The 17,209-nt window shown below is 61.6% G+C and carries 21 protein-coding genes; all 21 read left to right on the top strand.

Annotated features, from left to right (window positions below):
- Positions 1-52: 52 nt before the first annotated feature.
- The 21 genes from ACQ4WS_RS10485 (at position 53) to ACQ4WS_RS10385 (ending at position 17,196) form a co-directional block, all read left to right on the top strand.
- Positions 53-1,516, top strand: a complete 1,464-nt coding sequence (locus tag ACQ4WS_RS10485; RefSeq protein WP_436475971.1) for a glutamate synthase subunit beta — start codon at positions 53-55, stop codon at positions 1,514-1,516.
- A gap of 259 nt (positions 1,517-1,775) precedes the next feature.
- A complete protein-coding gene (locus ACQ4WS_RS10480; RefSeq protein WP_436475969.1) occupies positions 1,776-2,585 on the top strand; it encodes an ABC transporter ATP-binding protein in 810 nt (269 codons plus the stop codon).
- Positions 2,582-3,367: a lipid asymmetry maintenance ABC transporter permease subunit MlaE gene (gene mlaE / locus ACQ4WS_RS10475; protein ID WP_436475967.1), complete on the top strand. Its 786-nt coding sequence runs from the start codon at positions 2,582-2,584 to the stop codon at positions 3,365-3,367. Before ACQ4WS_RS10480 ends, mlaE begins: the two co-directional genes overlap by 4 nt.
- Positions 3,368-3,445: 78 nt before the next feature.
- Positions 3,446-3,916: an outer membrane lipid asymmetry maintenance protein MlaD gene (gene mlaD, locus ACQ4WS_RS10470; protein WP_034753810.1), complete on the top strand. Its 471-nt coding sequence runs from the start codon at positions 3,446-3,448 to the stop codon at positions 3,914-3,916.
- Complete coding sequence (locus ACQ4WS_RS10465) at positions 3,913-4,797, top strand: MlaA family lipoprotein (protein ID WP_436475964.1); 885 nt, start codon at positions 3,913-3,915, stop codon at positions 4,795-4,797. Before mlaD ends, ACQ4WS_RS10465 begins: the two co-directional genes overlap by 4 nt.
- Positions 4,798-4,868: 71 nt before the next feature.
- Complete coding sequence (locus ACQ4WS_RS10460) at positions 4,869-5,504, top strand: MlaC/ttg2D family ABC transporter substrate-binding protein (protein ID WP_436475962.1); 636 nt, start codon at positions 4,869-4,871, stop codon at positions 5,502-5,504.
- A 52-nt stretch (positions 5,505-5,556) separates the two neighbouring features.
- Entirely contained in the window at positions 5,557-5,904 is a 348-nt protein-coding gene (locus ACQ4WS_RS10455) for an STAS domain-containing protein (RefSeq protein ID WP_436475960.1), read from the top strand.
- A 203-nt stretch (positions 5,905-6,107) separates the two neighbouring features.
- Positions 6,108-7,025 carry an ABC transporter ATP-binding protein gene (locus ACQ4WS_RS10450; RefSeq protein WP_099379208.1) on the top strand — a complete coding sequence of 306 codons (918 nt, stop codon included), beginning with the start codon at positions 6,108-6,110 and terminating at the stop codon, positions 7,023-7,025.
- On the top strand, positions 7,022-7,783 hold the full coding sequence (locus ACQ4WS_RS10445) for an ABC transporter permease (protein WP_436475958.1): 762 nt from the start codon (positions 7,022-7,024) through the stop codon (positions 7,781-7,783). The genes ACQ4WS_RS10450 and ACQ4WS_RS10445 overlap by 4 nt, the downstream gene beginning before the upstream one ends.
- A gap of 58 nt (positions 7,784-7,841) precedes the next feature.
- Entirely contained in the window at positions 7,842-8,078 is a 237-nt protein-coding gene (locus ACQ4WS_RS10440; RefSeq protein ID WP_010402134.1) for a BolA family protein, read from the top strand.
- Positions 8,079-8,082: 4 nt separating this feature from the next.
- Positions 8,083-9,333: a UDP-N-acetylglucosamine 1-carboxyvinyltransferase gene (gene murA / locus ACQ4WS_RS10435; protein ID WP_070257789.1), complete on the top strand. Its 1,251-nt coding sequence runs from the start codon at positions 8,083-8,085 to the stop codon at positions 9,331-9,333.
- Positions 9,334-9,339: 6 nt separating this feature from the next.
- Positions 9,340-10,014 carry an ATP phosphoribosyltransferase gene (hisG, locus tag ACQ4WS_RS10430; RefSeq protein ID WP_436475956.1) on the top strand — a complete coding sequence of 225 codons (675 nt, stop codon included), beginning with the start codon at positions 9,340-9,342 and terminating at the stop codon, positions 10,012-10,014.
- A gap of 24 nt (positions 10,015-10,038) precedes the next feature.
- Positions 10,039-11,364, top strand: a complete 1,326-nt coding sequence (gene hisD / locus ACQ4WS_RS10425) for a histidinol dehydrogenase (protein WP_436475954.1) — start codon at positions 10,039-10,041, stop codon at positions 11,362-11,364.
- Positions 11,361-12,302: a DNA-methyltransferase gene (locus ACQ4WS_RS10420; RefSeq protein WP_436475952.1), complete on the top strand. Its 942-nt coding sequence runs from the start codon at positions 11,361-11,363 to the stop codon at positions 12,300-12,302. The genes hisD and ACQ4WS_RS10420 overlap by 4 nt, the downstream gene beginning before the upstream one ends.
- A 33-nt stretch (positions 12,303-12,335) precedes the next feature.
- Complete coding sequence (gene hisC, locus ACQ4WS_RS10415) at positions 12,336-13,430, top strand: histidinol-phosphate transaminase (protein WP_436475951.1); 1,095 nt, start codon at positions 12,336-12,338, stop codon at positions 13,428-13,430.
- A gap of 19 nt (positions 13,431-13,449) precedes the next feature.
- Positions 13,450-14,040, top strand: a complete 591-nt coding sequence (gene hisB, locus ACQ4WS_RS10410) for an imidazoleglycerol-phosphate dehydratase HisB (protein ID WP_010402123.1) — start codon at positions 13,450-13,452, stop codon at positions 14,038-14,040.
- Between the two features lie 35 nt (positions 14,041-14,075).
- Positions 14,076-14,714, top strand: a complete 639-nt coding sequence (hisH, locus tag ACQ4WS_RS10405) for an imidazole glycerol phosphate synthase subunit HisH (RefSeq protein WP_436475948.1) — start codon at positions 14,076-14,078, stop codon at positions 14,712-14,714.
- A 49-nt stretch (positions 14,715-14,763) separates the two neighbouring features.
- Positions 14,764-15,537: a 1-(5-phosphoribosyl)-5-[(5-phosphoribosylamino)methylideneamino]imidazole-4-carboxamide isomerase gene (gene hisA / locus ACQ4WS_RS10400; protein ID WP_070219639.1), complete on the top strand. Its 774-nt coding sequence runs from the start codon at positions 14,764-14,766 to the stop codon at positions 15,535-15,537.
- A 59-nt stretch (positions 15,538-15,596) separates the two neighbouring features.
- Positions 15,597-16,358, top strand: a complete 762-nt coding sequence (gene hisF, locus ACQ4WS_RS10395) for an imidazole glycerol phosphate synthase subunit HisF (RefSeq protein ID WP_436475946.1) — start codon at positions 15,597-15,599, stop codon at positions 16,356-16,358.
- A 32-nt stretch (positions 16,359-16,390) separates the two neighbouring features.
- Positions 16,391-16,828: a phosphoribosyl-AMP cyclohydrolase gene (gene hisI / locus ACQ4WS_RS10390; RefSeq protein WP_436475945.1), complete on the top strand. Its 438-nt coding sequence runs from the start codon at positions 16,391-16,393 to the stop codon at positions 16,826-16,828.
- Positions 16,825-17,196, top strand: a complete 372-nt coding sequence (locus ACQ4WS_RS10385) for a phosphoribosyl-ATP diphosphatase (protein ID WP_034753849.1) — start codon at positions 16,825-16,827, stop codon at positions 17,194-17,196. The genes hisI and ACQ4WS_RS10385 overlap by 4 nt, the downstream gene beginning before the upstream one ends.
- Positions 17,197-17,209: the final 13 nt, after the last annotated feature.

Below are 17,209 nucleotides of genomic sequence, written 5' to 3'. Positions count from 1 at the left end.
TGAAGGGAGCGGCCGCGCCGCTCCCGCCAGCTAAACATACAAAGGAAACATCGTGGGTAAAATTACCGGCTTCATGGAATTCAAGCGCCAGGACGAACACTATCTGGAGCCTGCCGCGCGCCTGAAGAATTACAAGGAATTCGTGCTGCACCTGTCGGACGCGCAAGCGACCGTGCAAGGCGCACGCTGCATGGATTGCGGCATTCCCTTCTGTACCACGGGTTGCCCCGTGAATAACATCATTCCCGACTGGAATGACCTGGTGTACCGCGGCGCTTACCGCGAAGCGCTCGACATCTTGCATTCGACCAACAACTTCCCGGAATTTACGGGCCGCATCTGCCCGGCACCGTGCGAATCGGCGTGCACCCTGGGCATACACGAAGATCCGGTCGGCATCAAGTCGATCGAACATAAAATCATCGACATGGGCTGGGAACACGGCTGGGTCACGCCGCAGCCAGCCCCTTTCAGCACGGGCAAGAAAGTGGCCATCGTCGGTTCCGGCCCCGCCGGCCTGGCGGCGGCGCAGCAGCTGGCGCGCGCCGGCCATGCCGTCACCGTGTTTGAAAAGAGCGACCGGGTCGGCGGTTTGTTGCGTTATGGTATCCCCGACTTCAAGATGGAAAAGTCGCACATCGACTTGCGCGTGAAACAGATGGAAGCCGAAGGCGTGGTGTTCCGCACCAGCGTACTGGTCGGCAAGGATTTCCCTGCCCACGTGAACAACTGGGCCAAGGAAACCATTTTCCCGGAAGACCTGGAAAAAGAATTTGACGCCGTCATCATGGCCGGCGGCGCCGAGCAGCCGCGCGACTTGCCCGTGCCGGGCCGCGAGTTGAAAGGCGTGCATTTCGCCATGGATTTCCTGCCGCTGCAAAACAAGGTCAACGCGGGTGACAAGCTCAAGGACCAGATCAAGGCCACGGGCAAGCACGTGGTGGTGATCGGCGGCGGCGATACGGGTTCGGACTGCGTCGGCACCTCGAACCGCCATGGCGCCGCCTCGGTGGCCCAGTTCGAACTGATGCCGCAGCCGCCGGAACAGGAAAACAAGCCGCTGGTCTGGCCGTACTGGCCGACCAAGCTGCGCACCTCGTCCTCGCATGAGGAAGGCTGCGAGCGCGACTGGGCCGTGGCCACCAAGCGTTTCGAAGGCAAGGGCGGCAAAGTGGAAAAGTTGATCGCCTGCCGCGTCGAATGGAAGGACGGCAAGATGAGCGAAGTGCCGAACTCGGAATTCGAGATGAAAGCGGACCTGGTCTTCCTGGCCATGGGTTTTGTTTCCCCTGTGCAACAGGTGCTGCAAGCGTTCGGCGTCGATACGGATGCGCGCGGCAATGTCAAGGCAACAACGGATGGCGCAGTCTGCTACCAGACTTCGGTGGCCAAGGTGTTTGCGGCCGGCGACATGCGCCGTGGCCAGTCGCTGGTGGTATGGGCCATCCGCGAAGGACGCCAGTGCGCGCGCGCCGTCGATGAGTTCCTGATGGGGGCATCCCTGCTGCCGCGCTAAAAATCGAGCAATTGTTCGTTTTTAGCCAGGGCCACGGCGCGGAGCGCGACGTGGCCTTTGTTATTTTTACTTGCCAAGTCAACAGCTGCGAATGTGATCGGGCAGGGACGTGATGCGGCGGTCAAATTTCCACTACAATATCTGACTTTCGATTCATTAGTGTTGTATTCTTCCCCTTTCCGGGGCTGTCCCAAGGGGTGTCTCAGCAGAGGTTGGTGTTTCTGCACTACAATACGCCATTAAAATAGTGAGCTTCGTCGTGCCAAATCTTGTTGAGATCCGTGATTTACACTTTGCCTATGGAGAACGTTCGATTTTATCGGGCCTTCAAATGGATTTCCCACGTGGAAAAGTTGTGGCCGTCATGGGTGGCTCCGGCAGTGGCAAGACGACCGTATTGCGCCTGATCGGCGGGCAGTTGCGTCCCAGTTCCGGTTCCGTGAATGTCGACGGCCAGATCGTGCATACGCTGGCGACCGACGAGTTATATCAAATGCGCCGCAAGATGGGCATGCTGTTCCAGCACGGCGCCCTGTTTACGGACTTGACGGCGTTCGAGAACGTGGCGTTCCCCCTGCGCGAACACACGGACTTGAATGAAGAGCTGATCCGCACCCTGGTGCTGATGAAGCTGCACGCCGTGGGCTTGCGCAATGCGGCGCAATTGAAGCCGGCCGAGATATCGGGCGGCATGGGCCGCCGCGTGGCGCTGGCGCGCGCCATCGCGCTCGACCCTGAACTGATCATGTACGATGAACCATTCGCCGGCCTGGACCCGATTTCCATGGGCGTGACGGCCAATTTGATCCGCAATCTGAACGATGCGCTGGGCTCCACATCTATTCTGGTATCGCACGATGTGAAGGAGTGTTTCGCCATCGCTGATTATGTCTATTTTCTGTCATCTGGCAAGATCGTGGCGCACGGCACGCCGGCCGAGATGGCCGTGTCGACGCATCCGTACGTCAAGCAATTCGTTAATGCCGAGGCCGATGGCCCCGTACCGTTCCATTATCCGGGCAAGTCGCTGGCCGACGACCTGGGTCTGCATACGGGAGCGGGCCGATGATCGCGCGTTTCCTGGCGGCGATCGGAGCATGGTTGCGGCGCTCGTTACAAGACCTCGGCTTTGCCGTGCGCTCGTTCTTTCTCATCATCGCCTCCTCGGGTGGCCTGTGGCGCCGTCCACACTTGCTCATCGAGCAATTGTTTTACATCGGCAGCCGCTCGGTGCTGATCATCGCCGTGTCCGGCCTGTTCGTCGGCATGGTGCTGGGTTTGCAAGGCTATTACACACTGAGCACCTTTGGCGCGACGCAGTCGCTGGGGCAATTGGTGGCGCTGTCCTTGATGCGTGAACTGGGTCCGGTCGTCACGGCGCTGCTGTTCGCCGGCCGCGCCGGCACTTCGCTGACGGCGGAAATCGGCCTGATGAAGGCGGGGGAGCAATTGTCGGCCATGGAAATGATGGCCGTGAACCCGATCCAGCGCGTGCTGGCGCCCCGTTTCTGGGCCGGCGTGATCGCCATGCCTATCCTGGGTGGCATCTTCACGGCCGTCGGCGTCATCGGCAGCTATCTGGTCGGCGTGGTGCTGATCGGCGTCGATGAAGGCTCGTTCTGGTCGCAGATGCAGGGTGGCGTCAACGTGTGGAAAGATATCGCCAACGGCACTTATGTCAAAAGCATGGTTTTCGGTATTGCGGTGACGTTCATCGCACTGTTCCAGGGTTACCAGGCACAGCCGACGCCGGAAGACGTCTCCGGCGCCACCACGCGCACGGTGGTCATTTCGTCGTTGATGGTGTGGTGGCTTGATTTCATGATGACGGCTTTGATGTTTAGCAAGTAATTGCCAATCAGCGAACAACAGCGGGCCTGGGCAAGATCTTGCGCAGGCGGCAGCAAGTAAAAATTATTTAGGATTGTTATGCAACGTAAATCTTTGGATGTCTGGGTCGGCTTGTTCGTCTTGCTGGGTGTGGCGGCATTGATGTTTCTGGCGCTCAAGGCCGGCAATATGAGCTCGCTGTCTTTCAGCAAGACGTATACCATTAGTGCCAAGTTCGACAATATTGGCGGCCTCAAACCGCAGGCGCCCGTCAAGGGTGCTGGCGTGGTGGTGGGCCGGGTCTCGGAAATCGTCTTTGACGACAAGACCTACCAGGCGCTGGTGAAACTCGACATCGAAGATGGCTACAAATTTCCGAAAGACAGCTCGGCCAAGATTTTGACGGCCGGTTTGTTGGGTGAGCAATATATCGGCCTGGAAGCAGGCGGCGATCTGGCGAACCTGGCAGAGGGCGACAAGATCGCCCGTACTCAATCGGCCACAGTGCTGGAAGACCTGATCAATCAGTTCATCTACAGCAAGGCAGCGGAAGGAAAGGACAGCAAATGAGCGAGTCGACCAAACAATCCCAAAGCAGCCTGGCGCGTATCGGCCTGGCCCTGGCCATCGCCGCCAGCGTGAGCGCTTGCGCCACCGGCAGCAACCCGCGCGACCCGCTGGAAGGGTATAACCGCGCCATGTTCAAGTTCAACGACACCGTTGACCAGGTGGCCCTGAAGCCGGTCGCCACGGCCTACAAGAAAGTCACGCCGTCGTTCGTGCAAACGGGCGTGGGCAACTTCTTCGGCAACTTGTCCGATGTGTGGAGCGCCGTAAACAACTTGCTGCAAGGCAAGGGGGAAGCGGGCTTGCAAGACGTCGTGCGCGTCAGCATGAACTCGACTTTCGGACTCCTTGGCCTGATCGATATCGCCTCGCAGGCGGGCATTCCCAAGCATAGCGAAGACTTTGGCCAGACCCTGGGCTGGTATGGCGTGCAGTCTGGTCCGTACGTGATGCTGCCGCTGCTGGGCCCATCGACCGTGCGCGACACGGTGGCCCTGCCGCTCGATATGACGGGCGACCCATGGCGCTACAAGGATCCGGCCAATGTGCGCAATATCGGCACGGTGACGCGCGTGGTCGACAAGCGCGCCGCGCTGCTCGACGCCACCAACCTGATGGAAGCGGCCGCGCTGGACCGTTATGAATTCATCCGCGACGGCTTCCTGCAGGCGCGCGAAAGCAAGGTTTTCGATGGCGATACGGACCGCCGCGACCGCAAAGTGCCAAAAAACGACACCGGCGATTATGATCCGGCCTACGAGGCGCAACCGCAGCCTGTGCCAGCGGAAACGCCGCCTGCGACGGCTGCGGCCGATGTGGCGCCGGCTGACCTCGTAACATCTGGTAGCAATACCGTTGCTTCCCAGGCCAGGCCGCAGGAGTAAACTCCGGTACAGAACACCACGGTTGCGATCAACGCCAGCCGGTGCATAGCAACACCATGAAAGGTAGAACCATGAAATTGATGAAACAACTGCTGGCGATGGCCACCATCGCCTTTGCCACCGCCGCGCAGGCCGCCCCCGCGGCGGAAGCGCCGGACGTATTGGTCAAACGCATCAGCCAGGACGTGATCGACACGGCCAAGGCCGACAAGGCCATCCAGGCTGGCGATATCAAGCGCGTCACCGAATTGGTGGAAAGCAAGATCTTGCCGTACGTGGACTTCCAGCGCATGACGGCCCTGGCCGCCGGCCGCCACTGGCGCGATGCCACGCCGGACCAGCAAAAGCAGCTGTCCGCGGAATTTCGCACCTTGCTGATCTACACGTATTCGGGCGCCCTGTCGCAGATCAAGAACGAAACCGTGGAATTCAAGCCGATGCGCGCCGAGCCTGGCGATACGGACGTGGAAGTGCGCTCGCAGGTGAACGTGGCGCGCGGTGAACCCGTGCCCCTGAACTATCGCGTGGCGAAAACCCCGTCCGGCTGGAAGATCTATGACATCAACGTGCTCGGTGCGTGGCTGGTGGAAACCTACAAAAGCAGCTTTGCCAGCGAGATCAGCAAAGGCGGCGTCGATGGCCTGATCAAGACCCTGGCCGCGAAAAACAAGGCCCTGGCCAGCCGTCCTGCTGCCAAAGCCAAATAATCGGCTATCATATAGCTCCTGACCCAGCTCCAGACCAGCGCAGCCCGACGCCATGCCCGACTCTCTCGACACCTTGCAGTCCCTGACTTCCCTGACCGTGCACAATGCCACTGTGGCATTGGAGCAGGGTCTGGACGCCATCCGCTCGGGTCAGACGAAGTTTGACTTGCGCAACGTCAAGGCCGTCGATTCGGCAGCCGTCTCCGTCATGCTGACGTGGCAACGCGCCGCGCAGGATGCCGGCGGCGTGCTGGAGTTGAAAAATCTGCCGAACAACCTGAAAAACCTCACCAAGCTGTATGGCGTCTGCTCGCTCGTCTCGAGCACTTTGAGCGCCGACGACTGCGCCAGCGCCGGCGGCCACGCCGAACGCAGCCCGTCCGACCTGCATCATCATTGATCCTGTCCCACTCCCCGCATCAGCCGTAGCTTTCAAGCCGGCAGGCCAGCAGCGCCGCCGGATTGATCTCCAAGTGTTCCACGAATTTTCCAACTATAATTGACTGTTGCGTCGTCCTCGCCTGAAGGCGGCGCCCTGCACCGGCCTGGATGTCTCCGGCAACTGGCGCATCACACCAGACGCATTACACTTGAAACAAGCACATGACCGCAATTCAAATAACGAATGTAGAAAAGAGCTATAAATCGCTCAAGGCGCTGGGCGGCGTGTCGCTGGCCATCGAGGAAGGCGAATTTTTCGGTCTGCTCGGCCCGAATGGCGCCGGCAAGACTACCCTCATTTCCATCATCGCCGGCTTGATCCGCCCCGACGCGGGCACCGTCAAGATCCATGGCCACGATGTGGTCACGGACTTCCGCAATGCGCGCCGCAACCTGGGCGTGGTGCCGCAGGAGCTGGTGTTTGACCCGTTTTTCACCGTGCGCGAAACCCTGCGCCTGCAGTCCGGCTATTTCGGCCTGCCGAACAACGACAAGTGGATCGACGAGGTCATGGAAAACCTCGACCTGACCGGCAAGGCCGACACGAATATGCGCGCCCTGTCCGGCGGCATGAAGCGCCGCGTGCTCGTGGCCCAGGCGCTGGTGCACAAGCCGCCCGTCATCGTGCTCGATGAGCCGACTGCCGGCGTCGACGTGGAACTGCGCCAGACCCTGTGGAAGTTCATCTCGCGCCTGAACCGCGAAGGCGGCCACACGGTGGTGCTGACCACCCACTATCTGGAAGAGGCGCAAGCCATGTGCCAGCGCGTGGCCATGCTGAAAACCGGCAAGGTGGTGGCGCTCGACACCATGTCGGCCCTGATCCGCCGCATCGCCGGTTCGCAGCTGCAGGTGCACCTGAAACACGGCGCCTTGCCGGCCGACCTGCAGCACCTGGTGCTGCACCCGGAAGAACAGCAGGCGCCGAACAAGTTCAGCCTGCGCGTCAACGAATACAGCGAAGTCGAGAAAATCCTCGCCCGCCTGCGCGAAGCGGGCGCCGAGATCGATGAAATGCAATTGCAACAAGCCGACCTGGAAGATATCTTCTTGCAGATCATGGATAAAGGTACCGTATGATTTCGACAGGATTTCGCACCCTCGTCTACAAAGAGACGCTGCGCTTCTGGAAAGTGGCGACGCAAACCGTGGCCGCGCCCGTGCTCACGTCGATGCTGTACCTGCTGGTGTTCGGCCATGTGCTCGATGGCCGCGTGGAGCCGAGCCCCGGCGTCAGCTACACGGCCTTTTTGATTCCCGGCCTGGTGATGATGAGCGTGCTGCAAAACGCCTTCGCCAATTCCTCGTCCTCGCTGATCCAGTCGAAGATCACGGGCAACCTGGTGTTCGTGCTGCTCACCCCCCTGTCGCACTGGGAAATCTTCTCGGCGTATGTACTCGCTTCCGTCGCGCGCGGCCTGGCCGTGGGCTTTGGCGTGTTTGCCATCACTTGCTGGTTCGCCGATCTGTCGTTTGTCGCGCCCCTGTGGATCGTCGTCTTCGCCTTCCTGGGCGCCGCCATGCTGGGCACCATGGGCCTGATCGCCGGCATCTGGGCCGAGAAATTCGACCAGCTGGCCGCCTTCCAGAACTTCCTGATCATGCCGGCCACCTTCCTGTCGGGCGTGTTCTATTCGATCCACTCGCTACCCGCCTTCTGGCAGACGGTATCGCACCTGAACCCTTTCTTTTACATGATCGACGGCTTCCGCTACGGCTTCTTCGGCGTGTCCGACGTCAGCCCGTGGCTCAGTCTTTCCATCGTCACCGGCTTCCTCGTGATCCTGGCGCTGGCGTCGATCCGCCTGCTGAAAAGCGGCTATCGTTTGCGTCACTAATTGCGCCACTGATTGCGGCACATCACATCACTACATTATTCAATATCAAGGACTTATCGTGACAACCACTCCAGAACTGATCCACGGCTATCTGTCGGCCGGCCTCGAATGCACGCACCTCGAAGTGGAGGGCGATGGCCAGCACTTCCAGGCCGTGATCGTTTCGCCCGCGTTTGCCGGCAAGCGTTTGATCGCCCGCCACCAGATCGTCTACGCGGCGCTGGGCGACCGCATGCGCGAGGAAATCCACGCGCTGTCGATGAAAACCCTGACACCTGAAGAATTCCAAGGATAAGCACATGGACAAGCTCCTCATCAACGGCGGCAACCGCCTGAACGGCGACATCGCCATCTCCGGCGCGAAAAACGCCGCCCTGCCCATCCTGTGCGCCGGTCTCTTGACCGCGGGCGACCTGGACCTGACGAACGTGCCGCACCTGCACGACGTCGCCACCATGTTGAAACTCCTGGGCCAGACGGGCTTGAAAGTGCAGCAGGACGGCGACCGCGTGGTCTTGAACGGCAGCGCCATCGACACCCTGGAAGCGCCGTATGAACTGGTGAAAACCATGCGCGCCTCGATTCTGGTGCTGGGCCCCATGCTGGCGCGCTTCGGCGAAGCCAAGGTCTCGCTGCCGGGCGGCTGCGCCATCGGTTCGCGTCCTGTCGACCAGCACATCAAGGGCCTGGAAGCGCTGGGCGCCGAGATCCGCATCGAGGCAGGCTACATCTACGCCAAGTGCGCCAAGCTGAAAGGCGCGCGCATCGTTACCGACATGATCACCGTCACCGGCACCGAAAACCTGCTGATGGCCGCGACCCTGGCCGAAGGCGAGACGATCCTGGAAAACGCTGCCTGCGAACCGGAAGTGACCGATTTGGCCCACCTGCTGGTGGCCATGGGCGCGAAGATCGACGGCATCGGCACCAGCCGCCTGGTGATCCAGGGCGTGGACGCGCTGCACGGCGCTTCGCACGCGGTGATCGCTGACCGTATTGAAACGGGCACCTTCCTGTGCGCCGTGGCAGCCACCGGCGGCGATATCACCCTGCGCAATGTGCGCACCGATATCCTCGACGCGGCGCTCGACAAGCTGCGCGCCATGGGCCTGACGATGACCTTCGGCGCCGACTGGATCCGCGCCGAGATGTCGGCCCGTCCGAACCCCGTCAGCTTCCGCACCACGGAATACCCGGGCTTCCCGACCGACATGCAGGCGCAGTTCATGGCCGTGAACACGATCGCCAATGGCGCCAGCCGCGTCACGGAAACGATCTTCGAGAACCGTTTCATGCACGTGCAGGAAATGAACCGCCTGGGCGCCGACATCACCATCGAGGGCAACACGGCCATCATCGCCGGCGTCAAGCAGTTGCGCGGCGCGCCCGTGATGGCGACCGACCTGCGCGCCTCGGCGTCGCTGGTGATCGCGGCCCTGGCCGCCGATGGCGAAACCCTGATCGACCGCATCTATCACCTCGACCGCGGCTACGACCGCATGGAAGTGAAATTGTCGGCCGTCGGCGCGAACATCGTACGCATCAAATAACAAGGAATGAGCATGAACGGATCGAACACGGGCGACAATGCGCAGCTGATACTGGCACTCTCGAAAGGCCGCATTTTTGAGGACACCATGCCGCTGCTGGAAGCGGCCGGCATCCGGGTGCTGGAAAACCCGGAGACCTCGCGCAAGCTGATTTTGGCCACCAACGATCCGAACGTGCGCGTCATCATCGTGCGCGCCAGCGACGTGCCGACCTACGTGCAGTACGGCGCGGCCGATTTCGGCGTGGCGGGCAAGGATGTCTTGCTCGAACACGGCGGCGAAGGCCTGTACCAGCCGATCGACCTGAATATCGCCGCCTGCCGCATGTCGGTGGCGGTGCAGGCTGGTTTTGATTACGAAAAGGCCGTGCAGCAGGGCGCGCGCTTGCGCGTGGCCACCAAGTTCGTGCACACGGCGCGCGAGCATTTCGCCGCCAAGGGCGTGCACGTCGACCTGATCAAGCTGTATGGCTCGATGGAGCTGGCGCCTTTGGTGGGCCTGTCCGACGCCATCGTCGATCTGGTCAGTACGGGCAGCACCTTGCGTGCGAACAACCTCGTCGAGGTCGAGCACATCATGGAAATTTCGTCGCGCCTGGTGGTCAACCAGGCTGCGCTCAAGCTCAAGCGCGAGCGCTTGCAGCCGATCATCGAGGCGTTTGAACGCGCTTCGCAAGTCTAGACACTCAGTAGCAGAAAGCCGATTATGCCGATACAGATACGCAAGCTCGATTCAAGCCAGGATGGTTTCCAACAATCGCTCGACACCTTGCTGGCGTTCGAGGCGGGCACCGATGCGGCGATTGAAACGTCGGTCGCGAAAATCCTGGCCGACGTGAAAACGCGCGGCGACGCCGCCGTACTGGAATACACCAACCGTTTCGACCGCATCCCGCATGGCGGCGCGGCGGAAATGGCGGCCTTCGATATTTCGCAAGCCGAATTGCAGGCGGCCCTGAACGGCTTGCCGTCGGCGCAGCGCGAAGCGCTGCAGATCGCCGCCCAGCGCATCCGCGCCTTCCACGAACGCCAGCGCGAGGAATTGCGCGGTTTTACTTACACCGAGCCCGATGGCACGGTGCTGGGGCAAAAGATCACGCCGCTGGACCGGGTCGGCATCTACGTCCCGGGCGGCAAGGCAGCCTATCCGTCGTCCGTGCTGATGAACGCCATTCCCGCGCACGTGGCGGGCGTGGGCGAAATCATCATGGTGGTGCCGACGCCGGACGGCGTGAAAAACCAGATGGTGCTGGCCGCCGCCGCAATCGCCGGGGTGACGCGCGTGATCACCATCGGCGGCGCGCAAGCCGTCGGCGCGCTGGCTTACGGCACGCAGACGATTGCCGCCGTGGATAAAATCGTCGGCCCCGGCAACGCCTATGTGGCCGCCGCCAAGCGCCGCGTGTTCGGCATCGTCGGCATCGACATGATCGCGGGGCCATCGGAAATCCTCGTGCTGTGCGATGGCACGACGGACCCGGACTGGGTCGCGATGGACCTGTTTTCGCAGGCCGAGCACGACGAGCTGGCGCAGGCGATTCTGCTGTGCCCCGACGCCGCCTACATCGCGCAAGTGGAAGAGAGCATCGCCAGGCTGCTGCCGACGATGCCGCGCCAGGCCACCATCAGTACCTCGCTGCAGGACAGGGGCGCGCTGATCAAGGTGCGCAGCATGCAAGAAGCATGCGAGATCGCCAACAGCATCGCCGCGGAACACCTGGAGATCTCGGCGGAAAACCCGCAGCAGTGGGCCGAGCAGATCCGCCACGCAGGCGCCATGTTCCTGGGCCGCTTTTCGTCCGAATCGCTGGGCGACTATTGCTGCGGTCCCAATCATGTGCTGCCAACGTCGCGCACGGCGCGCTTTTCGTCGCCGCTGGGCGTGTACGACTTCCAGAAGCGCTCGTCCATCATCCATGTCAGCGAAGCGGGCGCGCAAACCCTGGGCCGTGTCGCCGCCACCCTGGCGTATGGCGAAGGCTTGCAGGCGCACGCGCGCAGCGCCGAACTGCGTCTGAAGCCGCAGCCATGACGAAGTTGGCGGAGCAGCCGGACTGGGTCAACCGGGTCTATTGCGAAGACGCGCTGGCGGGGCTGGCGCGCATTCCCGATGGCTCGGTGGACCTGATCCTGACGGATCCGCCGTACAACCTGGGCAAGGATTACGGCAATGCCTCGGACCAGCAGTCGGTGGCCGACTACCTGCGCTGGACGGAGCAGTGGATCGATGCGGCGCTGCCCAAGCTGAAAGCCAACGGCAGCCTGTATATCTTTCTGACCTGGCGTTATTCGCCGGAGATCTTCGTCATGCTGAAGCAGCGCATGGCGATGATGAATGAAATCATCTGGGACCGCCGCGTGCCGTCCATGGGCGGCAGCGTGCGCAGCTTTTCATCGGTGCACGACACCATCGGCTTCTTCGTCAAGCGCAAGGATTACTACTTCGACCTTGACGCGGTGCGCATCGCCTACGACGCGGCCACCAAGAAAGCCCGTTCGCGCTCGATCTTCATCGGCGCCAAATGGCTGGAAGTGGGCTACAACCCGAAAGACTTGTGGAGCGTCTCGCGCCTGCACAAGGAACACCCGGAACGGGCCGACCACCCGACGCAAAAGCCGCTCGAAATCATCGAGCGCATGCTCAAGGCCTCGTGCCCGCCCGGTGGCGTGGTGCTCGACCTGTTCATGGGCAGCGGCACCACGGCCCTGGCGGCGAAGCGCTGCGGGCGCGATTTTGTCGGCTTTGAACTGAACCCCGATTATTGCGCCATCATCGAACAGCGATTGGCGGCATTGACGCAGGAGCTGGCCGAACCGGCCACATTGGCCGCGCCCAAGCCCGCCAAGGCGGCAGCGAAGAAGCCGGCGGCGGCCAAAAAACCGGCTGCCGTGAAAAAGCCGCCCGCCGTGAAAAAAGCACCGGCCCGCAAGGCGCGCAGCGCCGCCGTGCCGGAAGACGTCGTCATTTAGTCTCCATTTAATTTCATCAGGAGTGTTTGCAGCATGTCTTTCCTCGATCAGCTAATCAGCAACACCGTGCGCTCCGATGTGCGGGCCGTCAACAGCTACCAGGTAGCCGATGCCAGCGGTTACATCAAACTCGATGCGATGGAAAACCCGTATCCGCTACCGCCGCATCTGCGCGAGGAACTGGGCGCGCGCCTGGCCGGCGTGGCGCTGAACCGCTATCCGCCGTCGTACGCCAGCCTGCAGGCGGCCATCTGCGCCAAGCTGGGCGTGCCCGCCGGTTACGGCGTCATGCTGGGCAACGGCTCCGATGAACTCATTTCCATCCTGGCCATGGCTTGCGCCCACCAGGAGCCGGGCAAGCGCGCCGTGCTGCTGGCGCCCGTGCCCGCCTTCGTCATGTATGCCCGTTCGGCGCAGTTTGCCGGCATGGATTTCGTCGGCGTGCCCCTGCAGGCGGACTTCAGTCTGGATATGGACGCCATGCTGGCGGCGATTGAACAGCACCGCCCGGCGCTGGTGTTCCTCGCCTATCCGAACAACCCGACGGGCAACTTGTTTGCCAGCGCCGATATCGAACGCATCCTCGCCGCCCTCGGCGACATGGGCATCGCCGTCGTCGACGAAGCGTACGAGCCATTCGCGCAGCGCAGCTTCATGGGCCGCCTGCCCGAGTTCGAGAACCTGGTGGTGATGCGCACCGTGTCGAAACTGGGCCTGGCCGGTATCCGCCTCGGCTATATGTCGGCCGCGCCGGCCCTGCTGGCGCAATTTGAAAAAGTGCGCCCGCCGTATAACGTGAACGTGCTGACGCAGGCGGCGGCCGAATTCGCGCTCGAGCACCTCGACGTGTTGAATGCCCAGGCGGACCTGCTCAACAGCGCGCGCGACGACCTGGCGCTGCGCCTGGCGGAGTTGCCGGGCGTGACGGTATTTCCCTCGAAGGCAAATTTTCTTCTGATTCGTGTGGCTGATTCCGACGATGTTTGCGCAAAACTGCTTGCCCGCAAGGTTTTAATTAAAAATATGAGTAAAATGCATGCTGCGCTGGCCAATTGCCTGCGCATCAGCGTCAGCACCCCGGAAGAAAATTCCCTTTTTTACGATGCCTTCAAGGCATCCCTCGTTTAGCCTATCGCCAGAGCCCCCCATGAACCGCACCGCAGAAATCACGCGCAACACCAATGAGACGCAAGTTCGCGTCGCCCTCAACCTGGACGGCACGGGCCAGCAAAAGCTCAATACCGGCGTGCCCTTCCTCGACCATATGCTGGACCAGATCGCCCGTCACGGCTTGATCGACCTGGATATCGAAGCGACGGGCGACGTGCATATCGACAACCACCATACGGTGGAAGACGTGGGCATCACGCTGGGCATGGCGGTGGCCAAGGCCATCGGCGACAAGAAGGGCATCCGCCGCTACGGCCATGCGTATGTGCCGCTGGACGAGGCGCTGTCGCGCGTGGTACTCGATTTCTCGGGCCGCCCGGGCATCGAATACCACATCCCGTTTACGCGCGCCATGATCGCCGGCTTTGACGTCGATCTGACCCTGGAATTTTTCCGCGGCTTCGTCAACCATGCGGGCGTGACATTGCATATCGACAACTTGCGCGGCACGAATGCCCACCATCAATGCGAAACCGTGTTCAAGGCTTTTGGCCGCGCGCTGCGCATGGCTGCCGAGCTCGACGAGCGCGCAGCCGGCATCATTCCATCGACCAAGGGCAGCCTGTAAGCGCCCGCGAACCACTCTAGATTCCGAGATCAAACATGAATAAAATTGTGGTGGTGGATTACGGCATGGGCAATTTGCGCTCGGTGGCGCAGGCGCTGCGTGCCGTGGCGCCGGAAGCCGACGTGCGCATTTCCGGCGCGGTGGAAGACATCGACAGCGCCGACCGCATCGTCTTGCCGGGCCAGGGCGCCATGCCTGACTGCATGCGCAGCCTGCGCGAATCGGGCGTGCTCGAAGCGCTGCTGCGCGCCGCCGACAGCAAGCCCGTGCTGGGCGTGTGCATCGGCGAGCAAATGCTGTTTGACGGTAGCGAAGAGGGCGACGCGGCCGGTCTGGGCTTGCTGCCAGGCAAAGTCGTGCGCTTCCAGCTCGACGGCCAGGTGCAGGAAGACGGCTCGCGCTTCAAGGTGCCGCAAATGGGCTGGAACCAGGTACGCCAAACGGCTTCCCATGCGATGTGGGATGGCATAGACGACAACGCATATTTTTACTTTGTGCACAGCTATTTTGCTCAACCTCAAGAGGCGGCGCACACGGTGGGCGAGACTATCTATGGCGCGCCGTTCGCTTGCGCCGTCGCCCGTGATAATATTTTCGCGACACAGTTTCACCCTGAAAAAAGTGCTGCCGCTGGCTTGCAGTTGTACAAGAACTTCGTTCACTGGCAACCTTAACGTTAGCTCTCCGGCTTCCGCCTCTCACTCACTCTAGACCACACTGACCATGCTGCTTATTCCCGCCATCGACCTGAAAGACGGTCACTGCGTACGCCTGAAACAAGGCGATATGGAACTTGCCACCGTATTTTCCGAAGACCCGGCCGAGATGGCCCGCCATTGGCTGATGCAAGGCGCGCGCCGGCTGCATCTGGTCGACCTGAACGGCGCTTTTGCCGGCAAGCCGAAGAACGAAGGCGCCGTGAAAGCCATCCTGAAGGCGGTACAGGATTTCGCCGTGGAAAACGACATCGAGGAAATCCCCGTGCAGCTGGGCGGCGGCATCCGTGACCTCGACACCATCGAGCGCTACCTCGACGCCGGCATCACCTACATCATCATCGGCACGGCGGCCGTGAAAAGCCCCGGCTTCCTGCACGACGCCTGCGGCGCCTTCCCGGGCCACATCATCGTCGGCCTCGATGCCAAGGATGGCAAGGTGGCAACGGATGGCTGGAGCAAGATGTCGGGCCACGAAGTGATCGACCTGGCGAAAAAATTCGAAGCCTACGGCGTTGAGTCGATTATCTACACGGACATCGGCCGCGACGGCATGATGGGCGGCATCAACATCGAAGCCACCGTCAAGCTGGCACAAGCCGTCAAGATCCCCGTCATCGCCTCGGGCGGCCTGCACAATATTGGCGACGTGGAAGCGCTGTGCGCGGTTCAGGCCGAAGGCATCGAAGGCGTGATCTGCGGCCGTTCCATCTATGAAGGCACGATCGACCTGGCGCAGGCGCAAGAGCGCGCCGACGAACTGACCGACGCCGCCGTTTAAGCCTGCCCGGCCGGAGCGTGCTTGCGCACGCCCGGCCTGGCGACAATCTGGATACCATCATGCTTGCAAAACGTATCATCCCCTGCCTCGACGTGACCAATGGCCGCGTTGTCAAAGGCGTCAACTTCACGGAATTGCGCGACGCCGGCGACCCGGTGGAAATTGCCCGCCGTTATGACGAGCAGGGCGCCGACGAAATCACTTTCCTCGACATTACCGCGTCCAGCGACAATCGCGGCCTGATTTTCGACATCATCGAAGCGGTGGCGTCGCAAGTGTTCATTCCGCTGACCGTGGGCGGCGGCGTGCGCGTGGTGGAAGACGTGCGCCGGCTGCTTAACGCGGGCGCCGACAAGGTCAGCATCAACACCTCGGCCGTGACGAATCCGCAACTGGTGTTTGAGGCATCGCAAAAGCACGGCTCGCAATGCATCGTCGTCGCCATCGACGCCAAGCAGGTGTCGCCCGGCAAGTGGGAAGTGTTTACCCATGGCGGGCGCACTGCCACGGGCCTGGACGCGTTCGCGTGGGCCAAAAAGATGGAAAGCCTGGGCGCCGGAGAAATCTTGCTCACCAGCATGGACCGCGACGGCACCAAGGTGGGCTTCGACCTGGGCCTGACGCGCGGCGTGTCCGACGCCGTCAGCATCCCCGTGATCGCCTCGGGCGGCGTGGGCGGCTTGCAGGATCTGGTCGACGGCATCAAGGTGGGCCGCGCGGACGCCGTGCTGGCCGCCAGCATCTTTCACTATGGCCAGCACACGGTGCAGGAAGCCAAGCGTTTCATGGCGCAGCAGGGCATTCCCATGCGCCTGGCGTAACGACAAGCAGTAAATTAAGCAGGATACAGAACATGCAAAACGGAAGCATCGTAGCAAGCAATGCCAAGTGGCTGAAAAAGGTCAAATGGGACGAGCACGGCCTGGTGCCCGTGATCGCGCAGGAAGCGGGCAGCAATGACGTGCTGATGTTCGCCTGGATGAACCGCGACGCGCTGGCGCGCACGGTGGAGCTGGGCGAAGCCGTGTACTGGAGCCGTTCACGCAAGAAACTGTGGCACAAGGGCGAAGAGTCCGGCCATACGCAAAAGGTGCTGGAAATCCGTCTCGATTGCGACGAAGACGTGGTCTTGCTGAAAATCGAGCAAGCTGGCGGCATCGCCTGCCATACGGGCCGCCATTCTTGCTTCTTCCAGAAATTCGAAGGCGACGAAAAAACGGGCGAATGGCAAGTCACCGACCCCGTCCTGAAAGACCCTGAGACAATTTATGCGGAAAGCAAGAGCAAATGAGTGAAACCTTGAAGCGCCTGGCCGCCGTGATCGAATCGCGCAAGCTGGCCAACGGCGGCGACCCCGCCACGTCGTATGTCGCGCGCCTGTTTGCCAAGGGCGACGATGCGATTTTGAAAAAAATCGGCGAGGAAGCCACGGAAACGGTGATGGCCGCCAAGGATGCGCGGCGCGACAACGACCCCTCGAAGGTCCTGTACGAATGCGCCGACCTGTGGTTTCACAGTTTGGTGATGCTGGCGCAGTTCGACCTGACGCCGCAGCAGGTGCTCGACGAGCTGGCGCGCCGCGAAGGCTTGTCCGGCCTGGAAGAAAAGGCGGCGCGCAAGGACGAACTGCGCGACGCCGGCGAAACAGACAAACACTGACCTGATTGGAGCG

It is taken from the genome of Janthinobacterium leeuwenhoeki, from assembly GCF_051380795.1.
Taxonomy (GTDB): Bacteria; Pseudomonadota; Gammaproteobacteria; order Burkholderiales; family Burkholderiaceae_D; genus Janthinobacterium.
The sequence above is the reverse complement of the archived record's forward strand: the minus strand, read 5'-3'. Positions and strand labels throughout refer to the sequence as shown.